A 14,645-nucleotide genomic window follows, 5' to 3' on the forward strand; every position below is an offset into this window, starting at 1 on the left:
CTCCGAACCGACAACTTTGATGGGAGGTGGCGTCATGACCGCTGCTGAGATGTGGATGACCGACCTGAGCCGGATCCAGCCGGGTGACCGGCTCGAGATCTGGGACGAGTTCTACGAGAGCTGTGTCGGCACCGTCGGGCAGGTCTCGCACCGCCTGGGGGTCCTCTGGGTCCTCGAGGCCGGCACGGGCGTCCGCCGGCTGTTCTCCTTCGAGGGGTGCCGGCTCCGCCGCGCGCCCCTGGCCCTCGCGGCCTGACCGGAGACGGTCCACGACGCCCGATCGGCCCGGTTCGCACCGGAGGCCGGTCGGGCGTCGTCGTGTCCGCGCCCACCCGGCCGCGGACGGCAGGATGGGTCCATGAGCATCCTCATCGGCCTGGACATCGGCGGCACCAAGACCCACGGCCTGCGGGCCGAGAACGGCGACCCCGGGCGGGAGGCGTTCGGCGGCAGCGCGAACGTGCAGAACGTCCGTCCTGACGAGGCCGCCCGCGCCCTGGGCCGGGTCCTCGCCGAGCTGGGGGCCTCCGACGCCGACGTGGTGGTGGCGGGCGCGGGCGGCGTCGACACCCCCGCCGACGCCGAGGCGCTGCGCGCACTCATCGCCCCGCACGCGGGTGCGGCACGGATCGTCGTCGTGCACGACACCCGGCTGGTCCTGGCCGCCGGTGGCCGCAGCACGGGCATCGCGGTCATCGCCGGCACCGGCTCCGCCGCCTGGGGCACCACCCCGGACGGCCGGGAGGCCCGGGCGGGAGGCTGGGGCCACCTGCTGGGCGACGAGGGCAGCGGCTACTGGCTGGGCCGCGAGCTCGTGCGCCGCGCGCTCGCCCGGCTCGACGACGGGCTGCGGCCCGACGCCCTGGACCGGGCGGTGCTGGAGCACTGCGGACTGGCCGGGCCCGGGGCGCTCATCGAGCGGTTCCACGCCGGCGCGGGCCGGGGGTACTGGGCCGCCCTCTCGCAGGTCGCCTTCGCGGCCGCGGCGGACGACGACGACGCCCTGCACCTGGTCGACCGCGCGGCCGGTGCCCTGGCCGACCTCGCCGCGACCGTCTCCCGGCGACTGGAGCTCCCCGGCCCGGTGGTGGTCGGCGGCGGCCTGGCCCGGCACCAGCCGCTGCTGCGGCGCCGGCTGGAGGAGGCCGCCGCCGCCCGCGGCCTCGGGGAGCTGCGGGTGCTCGACCGCGATCCCGTGCACGGCGCCCTGCACCTCGCCGACCGGCAGTGAGCCGGCCGTGAGCCGTCAGCGAGCGGGCCGGCGGAGCCCTACGCTGAACGGGTGACCACCCTCGCCCCCTCCCGCGGCCCCGGGCTGCGCCCGACCGTCTACGTGCTGGCCGCGGTCGTCTCCGTCCAGTTCGGCGGGGCCCTCGCCGCCGTCCTGGTGCCCCTGATCGGGGCGTCCGCCACGGTGACCATGCGGCTGCTCATCAGCGCGGCGATCATGCTCGCCGTCATCCGGCCGCGGCTGCGCGGCCGGAGCCGGGAGGCGTGGCGGGCCGGCCTGTTCTTCGGGGCGGCCCTGGCGGGCATGAACTTCGCGTTCTACCAGTCGCTGGCCACCCTGCCGCTGGGCGTGGCCGTGACCATCGAGTTCCTGGGCCCGCTCGCCCTCTCGGCGGTGCTCTCCCGCCGCGCCCGGGACGTCGTCGCGGTGGCGGCGGCCCTGTGCGGGATCGTGCTCATCTCCCAGGCGCTCACCGTGCCGTGGGCGGAGCTCGACCTCGCCGGCATCGCGTGGGCGGCACTGGCCGGGGCGGGCTGGGCCGCGTACATCCTGGGCAGCCGGTCCGCGGGCCGGCACTTCGACCAGCTGGACGGCCTGGCCGTGGCCCTGGTCGTGGCGGCGATCCTGGTCACCCCGGTGGGCGTCCTCACGGCGCACGCCCCCGCACTGACGTGGGGCGTGCTGGGCGCCGGGGTGGGCATCGCGATGCTCTCCTCCGTGGTCCCGTACTCCCTCGAGCTGCTGGCGCTGCGGGCCATCCCGCCCAAGGTCTTCGGCATCCTGCTGAGCCTGGAGCCCGCGGTCGCGGCGCTCGCGGGACTGCTGGTGCTCGGCCAGGCGCTCACCGGCCTCCAGCTCGTCGGCATGGGCCTGGTGGTCGCCGCGAGCGCCGTGGTCATGGTGGGCGGCGGCACCCCGGAGCTCGGCACGGACGTCGCGACGGAGCCCGGGTCCCCGGACGAATGATCAGCCACCTGTTCAATGTCGGACGTCCGTGATGGGATGGAAGCATGGAACCCAACGAGATCATGGACCGTATCCGCTCCGCCCGCGACCACGCCCTGGAGCAGGAGCGCGAGGAGCGCAGCAACATCGCCGACGCGGACACCGCGGACAAGCAGGGCGCCGCGAGCGTCCGCCTGGCCACCCGGCAGGCCGTGCGCGAGGCCTTCGACGACATCCTCGGCGAGACCTCCGACCCCGAGCAGGACGGCTGAGCACCCCGCTCGGCATGATGACCGTCCCCGGAGCACGTCCGTGACCCCCGCGACCCCCACCACCCGCGTGGCCGTGGTCGGCGCGGGCATCGTCGGCCTCGCCGCCGCCCACGCCCTGCGGACGCGCGGCGCCGACGTCACCCTCTACGAGTCCGGACCGCCCGGCGGCGGCCAGTCCGCCGGGCAGTCCCGGATCTTCCGGCACGCCCACGAGGATCCCCGGCTGATCGCGCTCGTCGCCCGCAGCCGGGCCCTGTGGCGGGACTGGGAACAGGAGTTCGGCGTCGAGCTGGTCTCCCGTGACGGGGCCGTGGCGATCGGGGAGGGGATCGAGGACAAGCTGCGCGCCCTCGAGCCGTTCGCGGAGATCCCCGTGCGCCGTCTCCCGCCCGAGGAGCTCCACGACCGGCTGCCCCTCCTGGCCGAGTGGACGGGCCCGGCGATGCTCGACGTCGACGGCGGCGCCATCCGCACCCTCGACGCCGTCGCGGCGCTCGCCCGGCGGCTCGAGGGGTCGACCTCGCGGGAGCACGTGCTCTCGGTGCGCCGGACCGGCGCCCGGGGCGTGGAGGTGCGCACCGGGACCACGCAGGAGACCTACGACCACGTGGTGCTGTGCGCCGGCCGGGGCACGGCACCCCTGGCGCGCGGCGCCGGGCTCGACCTGCCCGTGGAGGTCGGCGCGCACGTCCGGCTCACCTTCGCACCGGTCTCCGGCGGCCGGGCCCACGGCGCCGGGCACGGTCTCCCGACCTTCCAGGACGGCAGCGGGGCCTTCGGGGAGACGGGCGTGTACGCGGCGCCGTATCCCGACGGGCACCACTACTCCGTGGGACTCAGCGGCGACACGCCCGCGCACCCGGACGGCGGTCTCGCCGACCCCGGGGAGCTCGCCGCCCTGGCCGAGCGGACCGTGGCCTACGTGCGTCGCGCCCTGCCAGGCCTGGATCCGGACCCGGTCGACCACGTGCACTGCTGGGTCACCCGGCTGCCGTGGGGCGACGACGGCGTGGGGGTCTGGTCCGAGGACGGACTCACGGCCCTGGCCGGGCACAACCTCTTCAAGCAGGCGCCGGCGCTCGGCGAGGCGCTCGCGGAGACCGCGCTCACCGGCACGGTCCCGGGCGACCTCCACCACGAGGAGCGGCTGGGCCGATCCTCCGGCTGACACCGCCGGGCCGGGTGGCAGCCGCCGGCGCAGACCGGCGTAGGGTCACGGAGGAGTGCCCCGCCGACAGACAGGAGACGACCGGTGCCGTTCCTCCTGGCCCGCCTGGTCCGCCGGCTCGGCCTGCAGACCTGGGGGCTGCCGCTGCTGCTCATCGCCACGGTGTTCCTCACCAGCTGGCCGCTGATGGCCTGGGCCGAGCCGCCCGAGAACACGATCACCGCCGCGGAGAACTACTGGTGGTGGTTCCTGGTCACCGCCTCCACCGTGGGCTACGGCGACTTCTTCCCCACCACTCTCGGCGGCCACCTGGTGGGCGTGTACGTCATTGTCGGCGGCATCGCCACGCTGACCATCATCTTCACCAGGATCGCCACCATGATCGAAAACGCGAAGGGACGGCGCATGAAGGGCCGGATCGACCTCGACATGTCGGACCACCTGGTGATCCTCGGCTACACGCCCGGCCGCACCGAACGGCTCGTGCAGGAGCTCACCGGGGACGGCACCGAGTCGATCGCGCTGTGCGCGTGGGAGGACCTGCCGCAGCACCCGATGCCCGAGCACCCGGGCGTCGGTTTCGTCCGCGGCGACCTCGCCGACGAGGCCGTGCTGCGCCGCGCGGGTCTGCACCGCGCGGCTCGCATCCTCGTCGACGCGCGCGACGACAACGAGGCGCTCACGCTCACCGTGGCGGTCGTGCACGTGAATCCGGACGCGCACGTCGTCGTGACGCTGCGCGACCTGGGACGGGCCCGCAACTTCTCCTACGTCGACGACGACGTGCGCTGCGTGCAGTGGCACTCGCCGCGCCTGGCGACCGAGGAGCTGCAGGACCCGGGCATCGCCGCGGTCTACGCAGAGCTGATGACCCACGGCGGGCGGAACACCTACAGCGCCCGGCTGCCCGCGGGGCTGGCCGGCAAGGGCTTCGGCCGGGTCCAGGAGGCCATGGGGCGCCGTTTCGGCGCCACCGTGCTCGCCGTCCAGCACGGCCGCGCCCTGCTCGACCCGGGCTGGGAGACCCCGCTGCCGGCGGACGCCGTGCTGTTCTACGTGGGTGCGCGCCGCCTCTCGGTGGAGGAGATCGCCGGCTGCTGCTCGGCGTGAGGCCGATGCCCGCTGTCCCTGGTCCCGGCTCCCTCGGGCTGCTGCGTCGCGGTGCTCGGGCTGCTGCGTCGAAGTCCTCGGCCCCGGGAGCGGAGGAGACGGGCCGGCCGGGCGCCTCACTCCCGGGCGAGGCGTCCCAGCGCCGCACGGACCGGCCGGGCACCGCCCAGGCCGGGCAGAGCCGCGAGCTCGTCGTCGAGCTCCAGCAGGCCGGCACGGTCGGTCGGCGCGCCGAAGATCCGGCCGATCCGCTCCGCCACGGGCCCGGGGTCGCAGTACCGGGTGCCGGGCCAGCGCCACCGGGACACCGCGACCCGCGCGAGCCGGCGGGCGTTCGCGCTGCCGGACAGCCGGGCTGCGGCCTCCTCGGCGAAGAACGCCCGGTGCCGCTCCTTGAGGTCCACGATCTGCCGGGCGGTTGCGGCCAGCCGGGGCTCGGCGGCCGCCAGCCGCCGGTAGACCTCCGCGAGCACGGCCGTGTCGAGGCCGCTGGTGGTCATCTGCGCCCCGGTGACGTCGGCGCCCAGGAGGTTGCCGGCCACCGCGCCGAGGACGGGCCGGGCGCGCTCGTCCCACACCCGTCGCGCTCTCCCTCCGGCCGTGTCACCGGGCTCCCGGGCCGTGCGCCCGTTCGCGGCCAGGACCGCGGCGAGGGTCTCGGCGAGCCAGTGCTGCTCGTAGCTCCACGTGGTGAGGAAGGCGGTCACCCGGGGCTCGGCGTGGGTGGGGGTGACCAGGATGTCCCGCAGGCGGTCCAGGAGGCCGCGCTCGACGCACCACAGGTGCACCAGCACCTCGAGGGTCTCCGGTGCGAGGCCGCGCAGGCTCTCCAGCTCGAGGTCCGCGGGGCGCAGGTCCCGCGGGTCGCGCGCATAGGCGCGCACGTCGAACCCGGTCGCGCTGCTCACGCCGGCACGCCCCGGGCGTCCAGGGCGTCGGCCACGACGGTCAGGCCCTCCATCCCGGGCAGCTTCGCGATCTGGCGGTCGATGGCCTCGACCTCCTTGCGGCCCTCCGCCCCGGAGAAGAGGTGACCCATGACGTGGGTGACCTCCTCCTCGGACGAGACGCCGGAGCCGACCGGCTGCCACGCCGTGCGCAGGGCCAGGCGGGCCAGCTTCTGCGCCTTCGGGCTGTCCTGCAGCCGGGCACGGGCCTGGGTGGTGTAGAACGCGATGTGCTTGGTCTCCTGCGCGGCGATCCGCCGCAGCAGCGGGGCGAGCACCGGGTGGTCCTCGAGCACCGCCAGACGCCGGTACGCGGCGGCCGCGGAGCGCTCGTTCACCGCGCCCCACAGCATGTGCACGGCCACGAAGTCCGTTCCCACCACGGTGGACAGCAGCGACTGCTTGACCGGGCCGACCCGGTCGCGCCAGCCGAGCTTGACCCGCTTGGCCTTGAGCTCGTCGTAGGCCACGGTGATGCCGTGCAGCGACAGGACGTGCGCCAGGGCCTCGCCGTGCCAGAACTCCTCCCGGTTCCACATGGTCATGAAGGTGCTGACCTCCGGGTCCTTGCGGGAGGGACTGACGAGCATGTCCCGCAGGTAGCAGACGGTGTGGAACTCGACGTCGCACATGTACCGCAGCGTGCGCAGCGTCTCCGGGGGCAGGGGGGCCTCGCGCAGCGCGTCGAGGCCGAGATCCTCCCAGTGCAGACTGGTGGACTCCTCGGCGAACCGGTCGATGTCGAAGGCCATGACGCCTCTTCTCCTCCTCGATGTGGTGCTGTCGTGAGGATGTTCGGCGCCGAGGGGGCATCGGACGGGTCGGTGGACGCCGAGCTGCGTCAGTGCTCCGCCGCGGGTCCTGCGTCCCCCGACGGCGGTTCGGCACGGCCCGGTGCGGGCACGTCCATCGACAGGGCGTGGAAGACCTCCTCCGCCTCCGCCGCGGGGACCACCCTGTTCGGGTCGTGCAGGTCCGGCACCCACGGCATCGTCCCGATGCTGATGTTCTCCTGCGGAACACGGGCGAGGCCCGCGCCCAGCCTCGCCATGGTGGGCACCCGGGCCAGCTCCGCGTCGGTCCGCACCGACGAGGTCACGGCGTCCAGGAACGAGTGCGCCCTCCGGGGGTGCGTGGCCGGCTCCCGGTCCTTGACGCGGTCCACGATCGTGTACATCACCGTCTGCTGGTTACCCATCCGCGCGATGTCGCTGCCGTCCCCGATGCTGTAGCGCGTCCGGGACCAGGCGAGCGCCTGGTCCCCGTCCAGCACCTGCGCACCGCCCGGGAGGTCCAGGTCCGCCTTCGGGTCGAGGAGCGGCTCCGGCAGGTCCACCGGGAGCCCGTCCAGGGAGTCGACGATGCGGGCGAAGCCGTCGAAGCGCAGCTCGAGGAAGTGGTCCAGGGACACCCCGCTCAACGCCTCCACCGCCGTGACCAGGCATCCCGCGCCCGGCCGCTGCCCCCACGGGCGCCGCGGCCGCCTCTTCCCGCATCAGCTCGACCGTGTCGTTGTTCGCGGTCAACCGGGCGAAGCGCACCGCCGTGGCCGCCGTGAGCAGGGCGAGCACGACGACCAGCGCCACGGCCGGTCGGCACCACTGCGGCAGGGCAGGGAGGGACGGCGGGCGCTGGGGGAGGGTCGGCATGCGGGTCCTGGGTCGTCTCGGGTGGTCACCGAGGCGCCGGTCGCGCTCCGGACATCAGCTCCGCATCGAAGGGGCGCGGGCTGGAGGCCGCCTGGACGGCCCCGGACGCCACGGCCGCGTGCGCGACGGCGATGCTCGGCGTCGTGGGGCCGGGCCTGTTCACGGCCGGGGCCGTTCCCTTCGCCCGGCGGGACCTCATGGTCCGACGCCCGGCACGTACCGGACGGGCTGGACGGTGGTGGCCACGATCCTCCGCAGGGCCTCGAGGCTGCCCGGGGCGATGCCGGCGGCCCGCAGCTGGACCAGGACGTTGCCGATCGCGGTGGCCTCGACCGGACCGGCGAGGACGGTGCGGCCCGTGCGGTCGGCGGTGAGCCGGCACAGCAGGGCGTTCTGCGAGCCGCCGCCCACGATGTGCACGGTGCGGATCCGCTTCCCCGACAGCTGCTCGGCCTGCTCGATCGTGGTGGCGTAGGCCGCGGCCAGGGACTCCAGGATGGAGCGCACCACCTCGGCGCGGGTGCGCGGTGGCTCCAGGTCGTGCTCCCGGCACCAGGCGGTGATGCGGGCGGGCATGTCCCCCGGCGGGGTGAAGCGCTCGTCGGTGGCGTCGAAGACGGGCACGGGACGGGTCACCGCGGCGGCCTCGGCGAGCAGCACGGAGAGGTCGCTGCTGCGCTGGGGGTCGGTGCCCCCGGGCCCGTCCCAGGTGCGCATCGACTCGGACAGCAGCCACAGCCCCGAGACGTTCTTCAGGTACCGCACCCGTCCGTCCACGCCGCCCTCGTTGGTGAAGTTCGCCGCCCGGCTCTCCTCCGTGAGCACCGGCCGCTCCAGCTCGACGCCGACCAGAGACCAGGTGCCGGAGGAGATGAAGGCCGCGTCGTCGCCGGTGGTCGGCACGGCGGCCACCGCGGAGGCGGTGTCGTGGGAGCCCACCGCCGTGACCGGGAGCTCCCGGGCCGTCCCGACCTCGCCGGCGACGGCGGGGAGCAGCGCGCCGATCCTCGACCCGGGGACGACGACGGACGGGAACAGTCCCGTCGGCACGCCCAGCCGCCTCATCAGCTCGACGTCCCACTGCCAGGCGTGGGCACCGAGCAGGCCGGTGGTGGAGGCGTTGGTGGCCTCGGTGACCTGCTGCCCGGTGAGCCAGTAGGCGATGAGGTCCGGGACCAGCAGGGCCCGGTCGGCCGGCTCCAGGGTCCCGGCGGCCCGGTCGGCGGCCAGCTGGAAGACCGTGTTGAACGGCAGGTGCTGCAGGCCGTTGCGGGCGTAGAGCTCCGCCGGCGGCACCTGCCGGTGCACGGCACGGACCCCCTCGGCGGTGCGCTCGTCCCGGTAGTGATAGGGCGCCCCGAGCATCCGCCCCTCCCGGAGCAGGGCGTAGTCGACCGCCCAGGAGTCGACGCCGATCGAGGCGACGTCGTCCTCCTCCCGGACCGCCCGGGCGAGGCCCTCGATCACGCGGCGGTAGAGCTCGGTGGTGTTCCAGTGCAGCCCGGACCGGTCCCCCTCGTGCAGGCGGACCGGCTGGTTGGGGAAGCGGGCGACGTGGCGCAGGCGCAGGCGCCCGTCCTCGAGGCCGCCGAGGATCACGCGGCCGCTGGTCGCGCCCAGGTCCACCGCCGCCACTGTCCTCGTCATGGTCCTCTCCTCCGGTCCGGGGCGGGCATCAGCGCAGGAACGCGGCGGCGACGCCGGCGTCGACGGGCACGTGCAGGCCGGTGGTGTGGGAGAAGTCGGCGGTGCACAGGGCGAACACCGCGTTGGCGACGTTCTCGGGCAGCACCTCGCGCTTGAGCAGGGTCCGCTGGGCGTAGTACGCGCCCAGCTCCTCCTCCGGCACGCCGTAGACGGCGGCGCGCTTGGCGCCCCAGCCGCCGGCGAAGATCCCGGACCCGCGCACCACGCCGTCGGGGTTGATGCCGTTGACCTTGACACCGTGCTCGCCCAGCTCGGCGGCCAGCAGCCGGACCTGGTGGGCCTGGTCGGCCTTGGTGGCCGAGTACGCGAGGTTGTTGGGCCCGGCGAAGATCGAGTTCTTCGAGGAGATGTACACGATGTCCCCGCCCAGCTCCTGGGCGATGAGCACCCGGGCGGCGTTCTTGGAGACCAGGAACGAGCCCTTGGCCATGACGTCGTGCTGCAGGTCCCAGTCGGCCTCGGTGGTCTCCAGCAGCGGCTTGGACAGGGACAGGCCGGCGTTGTTGACCACGAGGTCCAGCCCGCCGAAGGCCAGGACGGCGTCGGCGATCGCGGCCTGCACGGCGGCCTCGTCCGCGACGTCGACGGCGACGCCGACCGCCACGTCGGTCCCGCCGAGCTCCGCGGCCGCGGCCCGGGCCTTCTCGAGGTCGAGGTCGGCGATCACCACGCAGGCGCCCTCGGCGGCCAGCCGGGTGGCGATGGCCCTGCCGATGCCGGAGGCCGCCCCGGTCACGAGGGCGATCCGGGTGGCCAGCGGCTTCGGCGCGGGCATGCGCTGGAGCTTGGCCTCCTCCAGGGCCCAGTACTCGATGCGGAACTTCTCGGCCTCGTCGATCGGCGCGTAGCGGGAGATGCTTTCGGCCCCGCGCATGACGTTGATCGCGTTGAGGTAGAACTCCCCGGCGACCCGGGCGGTCTGCTTGTCCTTGCCGAAGGAGAACATCCCGACCCCGGGCACCAGCACGATCGCCGGGTCCGCCCCGCGGATCGCGGGCGAGTCCGGGCCGGCGTGGCGGTCGTAGTAGGCCTGGTAGTCGGCGCGGTAGGCCTCGTGCAGCTCCTCGAGCCGGGTCGTGCACTCCTCGGCCGGGGCGCCGGCGGGCAGGTCCAGGACCAGGGGCTTGACCTTGGTGCGCAGGAAGTGGTCCGGGCAGGAGGTGCCGAGTGCGGCCAGGCGCGGGTGCTCGGCGGCGGCGAGGAACTCCAGCACCCGGGGATCGTCGGTGAAGTGGCCCACCTGCGGGCGGTCCTGCGAGGCGAGCCCGCGGACCACCGGGGCCAGGGCCGCGGCCTTCTCTCGGCGCTGAGCCTCGGGCAGGGCCTCGTAGCCGTCCAGGGCGGGCCCGAAGGGCTCAGAGCGGCCGTGCTCGTCGATGTACTGCTCGGCGGTGCGGATGATCCACAGGGAGTTCTGCTCGGACTCCTCGCTGGTGGCGCCCCAGGCGGTGATGCCGTGCCCGCCCAGGATGCAGCCGATCGCGCCCGGGTTCGCCTCCTTGATCGCCGCGATGTCCAGGCCCAGTTGGAAGCCGGGGCGGCGCCAGGGCACCCACACGACCTTCCCGCCGAAGATCTCCTGCGTGAGGGCCTCCCCGTCGGCGGCGGTGGCCACCGCGATCCCCGAGTCGGGGTGCAGGTGGTCCACGTGGGCGGCGTCCACGAGCCCGTGCATGGCGGTGTCGATCGACGGTGCGGCCCCGCCCTTGCCGTGCAGGCAGTAGTCGAAGGCCGCGACCATCTCGTCCTCGTGCTCGACGCCGCGGTAGACGCCGGTCAGGGCGCGGACCCGGTCCAGGCGCAGGGCGGCGAGGCCCTTCTCGGTGAGCGTGCCGAGGTCCCCGCCGGAGCCCTTGACCCACAGCAGCTCGACGCTCTCGCTCGTGACGGGATCGGTCGCGCGGCCCTGGGCGGAGGTGTTGCCGCCGGCGTAGTTGGTGTTCTTCGGGTCGGCGCCCAGGCGGTGGGAGCGGGCGATCAGGTCGGCGACGGTGTCCTGGGCGGTCTGCTGGGCGGCGGTCTGCTGGGCGTTCATGACAGGGTGCTCCTCGTCGGAGGTATCAGGTTCGGAAGGATCAGGTGCGGCGAGACCCGGCTCGGCGAGACCCGGTGGTGTCGGCCGGGCGGACCCGGACGGGCTCAGGAGGCCCAGGAGGCCTGGGTGCCGCCGGCACGTGCGTCGGCGAGGCGCTGCTGGTGCCCGGAGGCGGCGTAGGCGGCCATGGGGTCCGCGGGCAGACCGCGGGACTCGCGCCAGGCCGCGAGGGCGGGCCGGACGTCGGTGTAGAAGGCGTCCATCAGGACCTGGTGGGCGCCGAGCACGTCCCCCGCCTCCTGGGCGGCCGTCAGCGCGGCCCGGTCGAGCAGCAGGGCCCGGGCGGTCATCTCCTGGACGTTGAGCACCGAGCGGATCTGCCCGGGGATCTTCTCCTCCACGTTGTGGCACTGGTCGAGCATGAAGCCCACCCCGGCCGCCGGGTCCAGCCCGCCGCCGCGGATCACCTCGACCATGATCCGGAAGAGCTGGAACGGGTCCGCCGCTCCCACGATGAGGTCGTCGTCGGCGTAGTTGCGGGAGTTGAAGTCGAAGGAGCCGAGCTTGCCCAGCCGCAGCAGCTGCATGACGATGAACTCGATGTTGGTGCCCGGCGCGTGGTGACCGGTGTCCAGGCACACCACCGCCCGCTCCCCCAGGGCGGTGACCTGGGCGCAGGCCGTGCCCCAGTCCGGGACGTCCGTGTGGTAGAACGCCGGCTCGAAGAACTTGTACTCCAACACCAGCCGCTGACCGTCCCCGACGTGGGCGTAGATCTCGGCCAGGGACTCCGCCAGCCGGTCCTGGCGACCGCGCATGTCCTGCTGGCCGGCGTAGTTCGATCCGTCGGCCAGCCAGATCTTCAGGTCCCGCGAGCCGGTCTCGGCCATGATCTCGAGGCACTGCAGGTGGTGGTCGACCGCCTTGGCCCGCACCGCGGGGTCCGAGTGGGTCAGGGAGCCGAACTTGTAGTCCTCGTCCTGGAAGGTGTTCGAGTTGATGGTGCCCAGGGCCACCCCCTGGTCCTCCGCGTAGCGGGCCAGGGCCCCGTAGTCGTCCACCCGGTCCCACGGGATGTGCAGCGCAACCGACGGGGCGAGGCCCGTGAACCGGTGCACGGTGGCGGCGTCGGCGATCTTCTCCTCCACGGTGCGCGGGGTGCCCGGGGTGGAGAAGACCTTGAACCGGGTCCCGGAGTTCCCGAACGCCCACGAGGGCAGCTCGATCGCCTGGGCGGCGAGCTGAGGGGCGACGTCGTCGAATGCAGTCATGGGCTTCACATCTTCCGTGCGGAGTGCGGGGACGCGACCGGAGGAGGTCCGTGCCTGTTTTGAATCGTTTCATCACCGTAGGTCGTGACCTGCCCCACGTCAAGGCCGGGCCCCGGCTCCGCGTGCACGACAATCCGTGGAACAGCGCCGGGCCACCGGTGGAACCTCCCGTCCGCCGGAGCGTCGCTAGAGTTGAGGAGCTACGACCGTTGCGAACAGAGGAGATCCGTGGAGCCCGCGCGACCCGCGGTGAGCATCAAGGAGGTCGCCCGCGAGGCGGGGGTCTCCATCGGCACCGTGTCCAACGTCCTCAACCGCCCGGAGGTGGTCTCCGAGGACCGACGCCGCCGCGTGCTGCAGGTCATCGACGACCTCGGGTACGTCCGCAACGACGTCGCCCGGCAGCTCAAGGCCGGCCGCTCGCGCACGGTGGGACTCGTGGTGCAGGACTCGGCGAACCCGTTCTACAACGAGATCGGCCTGGGGGCGGAGACGGCCGCCGAGCGGCTCGGGCAGGCCGTGATCATCGGCAACGCCGGGCTCTCCCCCGAGCGGGAGAGCCTCTACCTCGGGCTGTTCGAGGAGCAGCGGGTCCGGGGCGTGCTCGTCACCCCCCAGACCCCCGAGCGGGCCCGCGTCGACGCCCTGCGCTCCCGCGGCACACCGGTGGTGCTCGTCGACGAGCACGCCGTCTCCGGCGAGTACTGCTCCCTGGCCGTGGACGACGTCGAAGGTGGGCGGTCCGCCGTCGCACACCTCCTGGCGACGGGCCGGCGCCGGATCACCTACGTGGGCGGCCCCGACACCCTGCACCAGGTGCGCGACCGCCGGGCCGGCGCGCAGCGGGCGGTCGACGCCGTGACCGGTGCGTCGCTGGACTCCGTCGCCACCACTGCTCTGACGGTGCTGGAGGGACGCCGGGCCGGGGAGCAGCTGCTCGAGCTCTCGCCGGACCGCCGCCCCGACGCCGTCTTCGCCGCCAACGACCTGCTGGCCGTGGGGCTGCTGCAGGCCCTCGTGTTCACCGGCCGGGTCCGGGTGCCCGAGGACGTCGCCCTCATCGGCTACGACGACATCGACTTCGCGACCTCGGCGATCGTGCCGCTGTCCTCGATCCGGCAGCCCGCGCGGCTGATCGGCCGCACCGCCGTGGAGCTGCTGGAGGACGAGATCACCGGGACCGGCCACCGCCACCGCCACGTGAGCTTCGAGCCCGAGCTCGTCGTCCGGGAGTCCACGCGCCCCGCCCCCTGAGACCGGGCAGAGGGGATCGGCCGGGCCGGGCGTCCCGACCGTGCGCGGCGACGAAACGGGCGCAGGCCGCGGCGACCTCCTCCGGCCTGGTGTGCTGGACGGCGTGCGCGGCGCCGGGGATCTCCAGGAACCGGGCGTCAGGGGCGGAGCGGGCCAGGTGCCGTGCCCAGTCCCGCCGGGAGACGGGATCGTCCTCGCCGCGCACCACGAGCCCCGGGACCGGACAGCGGCGGATGTTCTCCTCGATCCGGTCGTGGAGCAGACAGCGGGCGGTGCGCAGGAAGCGCACCGGGCCCATCCGCAGATAGCTCCGGACCACCACGGCGAGGGTGTCCAGGGGTTCCCGCACTGCGTCCCGCAGCAGCCGGCCCGCCTGCACCAGCAGCCCGCGCGCCTCCGGGTCCAGGGCGGGGCTGAGGAGGACGTACGCCGAGCACAGGCCGGGGTGGTCCTTGACGGTGTGCACCGCGATCTGGCATCCCATCGAGTGTCCGACGACGACGGGCGCATCCAGTCCCAGCTGCGCGACCACGGTCGCGACGACGTCGCCGAGCTCGGCCACGGTCAGTGGTCGCCGCGGCGTCGGCGTGGTCCCGGAGCCCGGCAGGTCCAGCGCGTACACGTCGTGCGATCCCGCGAGCTCTCCCGCGAGTCGCAGGAAGTACCGTCCTGACACCCCGATCCCGTGCACGAGCACGACGGGAGGCAGTGCGGGGTCGAAGGTGCCGCGCACGTCCACCGCGAGGGGGCCCACGGCGACGCGGCGTCCCACGAGCGCCGGCTGCTGCCGGTCCTCCTCCCGCGGGGGCGCCGGCTCCGGGGACGGACCGGCACCGGCCGACGAGGTCAGCCCTCCTTGGGGATCATGATCCACAGCGCGATGTAGACCAGCTCCCCCACGCCCACCAGGCCGAAGATCACGAAACCGAGGCGTACGAGGAGCTTGGGAAGGCCGAAGCGGGCGGCGAGGGCCGCGCAGACGCCGGCGATCAGCTTGCCGTTGCGGGGTCGGACGAGTGCAGTGCTCATGGCCGGAAGTCTACCCGCGGGCCCCGG

15 protein-coding genes are annotated in these 14,645 nt (G+C 74.1%); 7 read left to right on the plus strand and 8 right to left on the minus strand.

Annotated features, from left to right (window positions below; all coding sequences use genetic code 11):
- The first annotated feature begins 34 nt into the window (after positions 1 to 34).
- From ACH9D3_RS03605 to ACH9D3_RS03630, 6 genes are all read left to right on the plus strand, one after another.
- Positions 35 to 256, plus strand: a complete 222-nt coding sequence (locus ACH9D3_RS03605; protein WP_396399809.1) for a hypothetical protein — start codon at positions 35 to 37, stop codon at positions 254 to 256.
- A gap of 102 nt (positions 257 to 358) precedes the next feature.
- Positions 359 to 1,231 carry a BadF/BadG/BcrA/BcrD ATPase family protein gene (locus tag ACH9D3_RS03610; protein ID WP_396409884.1) on the plus strand — a complete coding sequence of 291 codons (873 nt, stop codon included), beginning with the start codon at positions 359 to 361 and terminating at the stop codon, positions 1,229 to 1,231.
- Positions 1,232 to 1,282: 51 nt separating this feature from the next.
- Complete coding sequence (locus tag ACH9D3_RS03615) at positions 1,283 to 2,197, plus strand: EamA family transporter (protein ID WP_396399811.1); 915 nt, start codon at positions 1,283 to 1,285, stop codon at positions 2,195 to 2,197.
- Between the two features lie 44 nt (positions 2,198 to 2,241).
- Positions 2,242 to 2,448, plus strand: coding sequence for a hypothetical protein (locus ACH9D3_RS03620; protein ID WP_396399812.1), 207 nt, complete (start codon positions 2,242 to 2,244; stop codon positions 2,446 to 2,448).
- Between the two features lie 40 nt (positions 2,449 to 2,488).
- The gene (locus tag ACH9D3_RS03625; RefSeq protein WP_396409885.1) at positions 2,489 to 3,616 is read left to right on the plus strand and encodes an FAD-dependent oxidoreductase; all 1,128 of its coding nucleotides are present in this window, start codon (positions 2,489 to 2,491) and stop codon (positions 3,614 to 3,616) included.
- A gap of 84 nt (positions 3,617 to 3,700) precedes the next feature.
- Positions 3,701 to 4,726 carry an ion channel gene (locus ACH9D3_RS03630; RefSeq protein ID WP_396409886.1) on the plus strand — a complete coding sequence of 342 codons (1,026 nt, stop codon included), beginning with the start codon at positions 3,701 to 3,703 and terminating at the stop codon, positions 4,724 to 4,726.
- 116 nt (positions 4,727 to 4,842) lie between these two features.
- Here the strand turns inward: ACH9D3_RS03630 and ACH9D3_RS03635 are convergent, their stop codons facing one another.
- The 6 genes from ACH9D3_RS03635 to rhaI all read right to left on the minus strand — a co-directional run bounded on the left by ACH9D3_RS03635 (position 4,843) and on the right by rhaI (position 12,335).
- A complete protein-coding gene (locus ACH9D3_RS03635; RefSeq protein ID WP_396409887.1) occupies positions 4,843 to 5,634 on the minus strand; it encodes a hypothetical protein in 792 nt (263 codons plus the stop codon).
- Positions 5,631 to 6,425 carry a ferritin-like domain-containing protein gene (locus ACH9D3_RS03640; RefSeq protein WP_396399816.1) on the minus strand — a complete coding sequence of 265 codons (795 nt, stop codon included), beginning with the start codon at positions 6,423 to 6,425 and terminating at the stop codon, positions 5,631 to 5,633. Before ACH9D3_RS03640 ends, ACH9D3_RS03635 begins: the two co-directional genes overlap by 4 nt.
- Positions 6,426 to 6,514: 89 nt before the next feature.
- Complete coding sequence (locus ACH9D3_RS03645) at positions 6,515 to 7,114, minus strand: LCP family glycopolymer transferase (protein WP_396409920.1); 600 nt, start codon at positions 7,112 to 7,114, stop codon at positions 6,515 to 6,517.
- Between the two features lie 403 nt (positions 7,115 to 7,517).
- A complete protein-coding gene (locus tag ACH9D3_RS03650) occupies positions 7,518 to 8,969 on the minus strand; it encodes an FGGY-family carbohydrate kinase (protein WP_396409888.1) in 1,452 nt (483 codons plus the stop codon).
- Positions 8,970 to 8,997: 28 nt separating this feature from the next.
- Positions 8,998 to 11,064 carry a bifunctional aldolase/short-chain dehydrogenase gene (locus ACH9D3_RS03655; protein ID WP_396409889.1) on the minus strand — a complete coding sequence of 689 codons (2,067 nt, stop codon included), beginning with the start codon at positions 11,062 to 11,064 and terminating at the stop codon, positions 8,998 to 9,000.
- A 104-nt stretch (positions 11,065 to 11,168) separates the two neighbouring features.
- On the minus strand, positions 11,169 to 12,335 hold the full coding sequence (rhaI, locus tag ACH9D3_RS03660) for an L-rhamnose isomerase (RefSeq protein WP_396409890.1): 1,167 nt from the start codon (positions 12,333 to 12,335) through the stop codon (positions 11,169 to 11,171).
- Between the two features lie 228 nt (positions 12,336 to 12,563).
- Between rhaI and ACH9D3_RS03665 the strand changes: the two genes are divergently transcribed.
- Complete coding sequence (locus tag ACH9D3_RS03665) at positions 12,564 to 13,589, plus strand: substrate-binding domain-containing protein (protein WP_396409891.1); 1,026 nt, start codon at positions 12,564 to 12,566, stop codon at positions 13,587 to 13,589.
- Here ACH9D3_RS03665 and ACH9D3_RS03670 read toward each other — a convergent pair.
- Together ACH9D3_RS03670 and ACH9D3_RS03675 are read right to left on the minus strand one after the other, a co-directional pair.
- On the minus strand, positions 13,507 to 14,463 hold the full coding sequence (locus ACH9D3_RS03670; protein ID WP_396409892.1) for an alpha/beta fold hydrolase: 957 nt from the start codon (positions 14,461 to 14,463) through the stop codon (positions 13,507 to 13,509). The two genes, ACH9D3_RS03665 and ACH9D3_RS03670, sit on opposite strands and share 83 nt — an antisense overlap.
- Positions 14,436 to 14,618 carry a PspC domain-containing protein gene (locus tag ACH9D3_RS03675; RefSeq protein ID WP_396399822.1) on the minus strand — a complete coding sequence of 61 codons (183 nt, stop codon included), beginning with the start codon at positions 14,616 to 14,618 and terminating at the stop codon, positions 14,436 to 14,438. The genes ACH9D3_RS03670 and ACH9D3_RS03675 overlap by 28 nt, the downstream gene beginning before the upstream one ends.
- Between the last annotated feature and the right edge of the window lie 27 nt (positions 14,619 to 14,645).

Origin of the sequence: Kocuria kalidii (assembly GCF_044462225.1) — a bacterium.
Taxonomy (GTDB): Bacteria; Actinomycetota; Actinomycetes; order Actinomycetales; family Micrococcaceae; genus Kocuria; species Kocuria kalidii.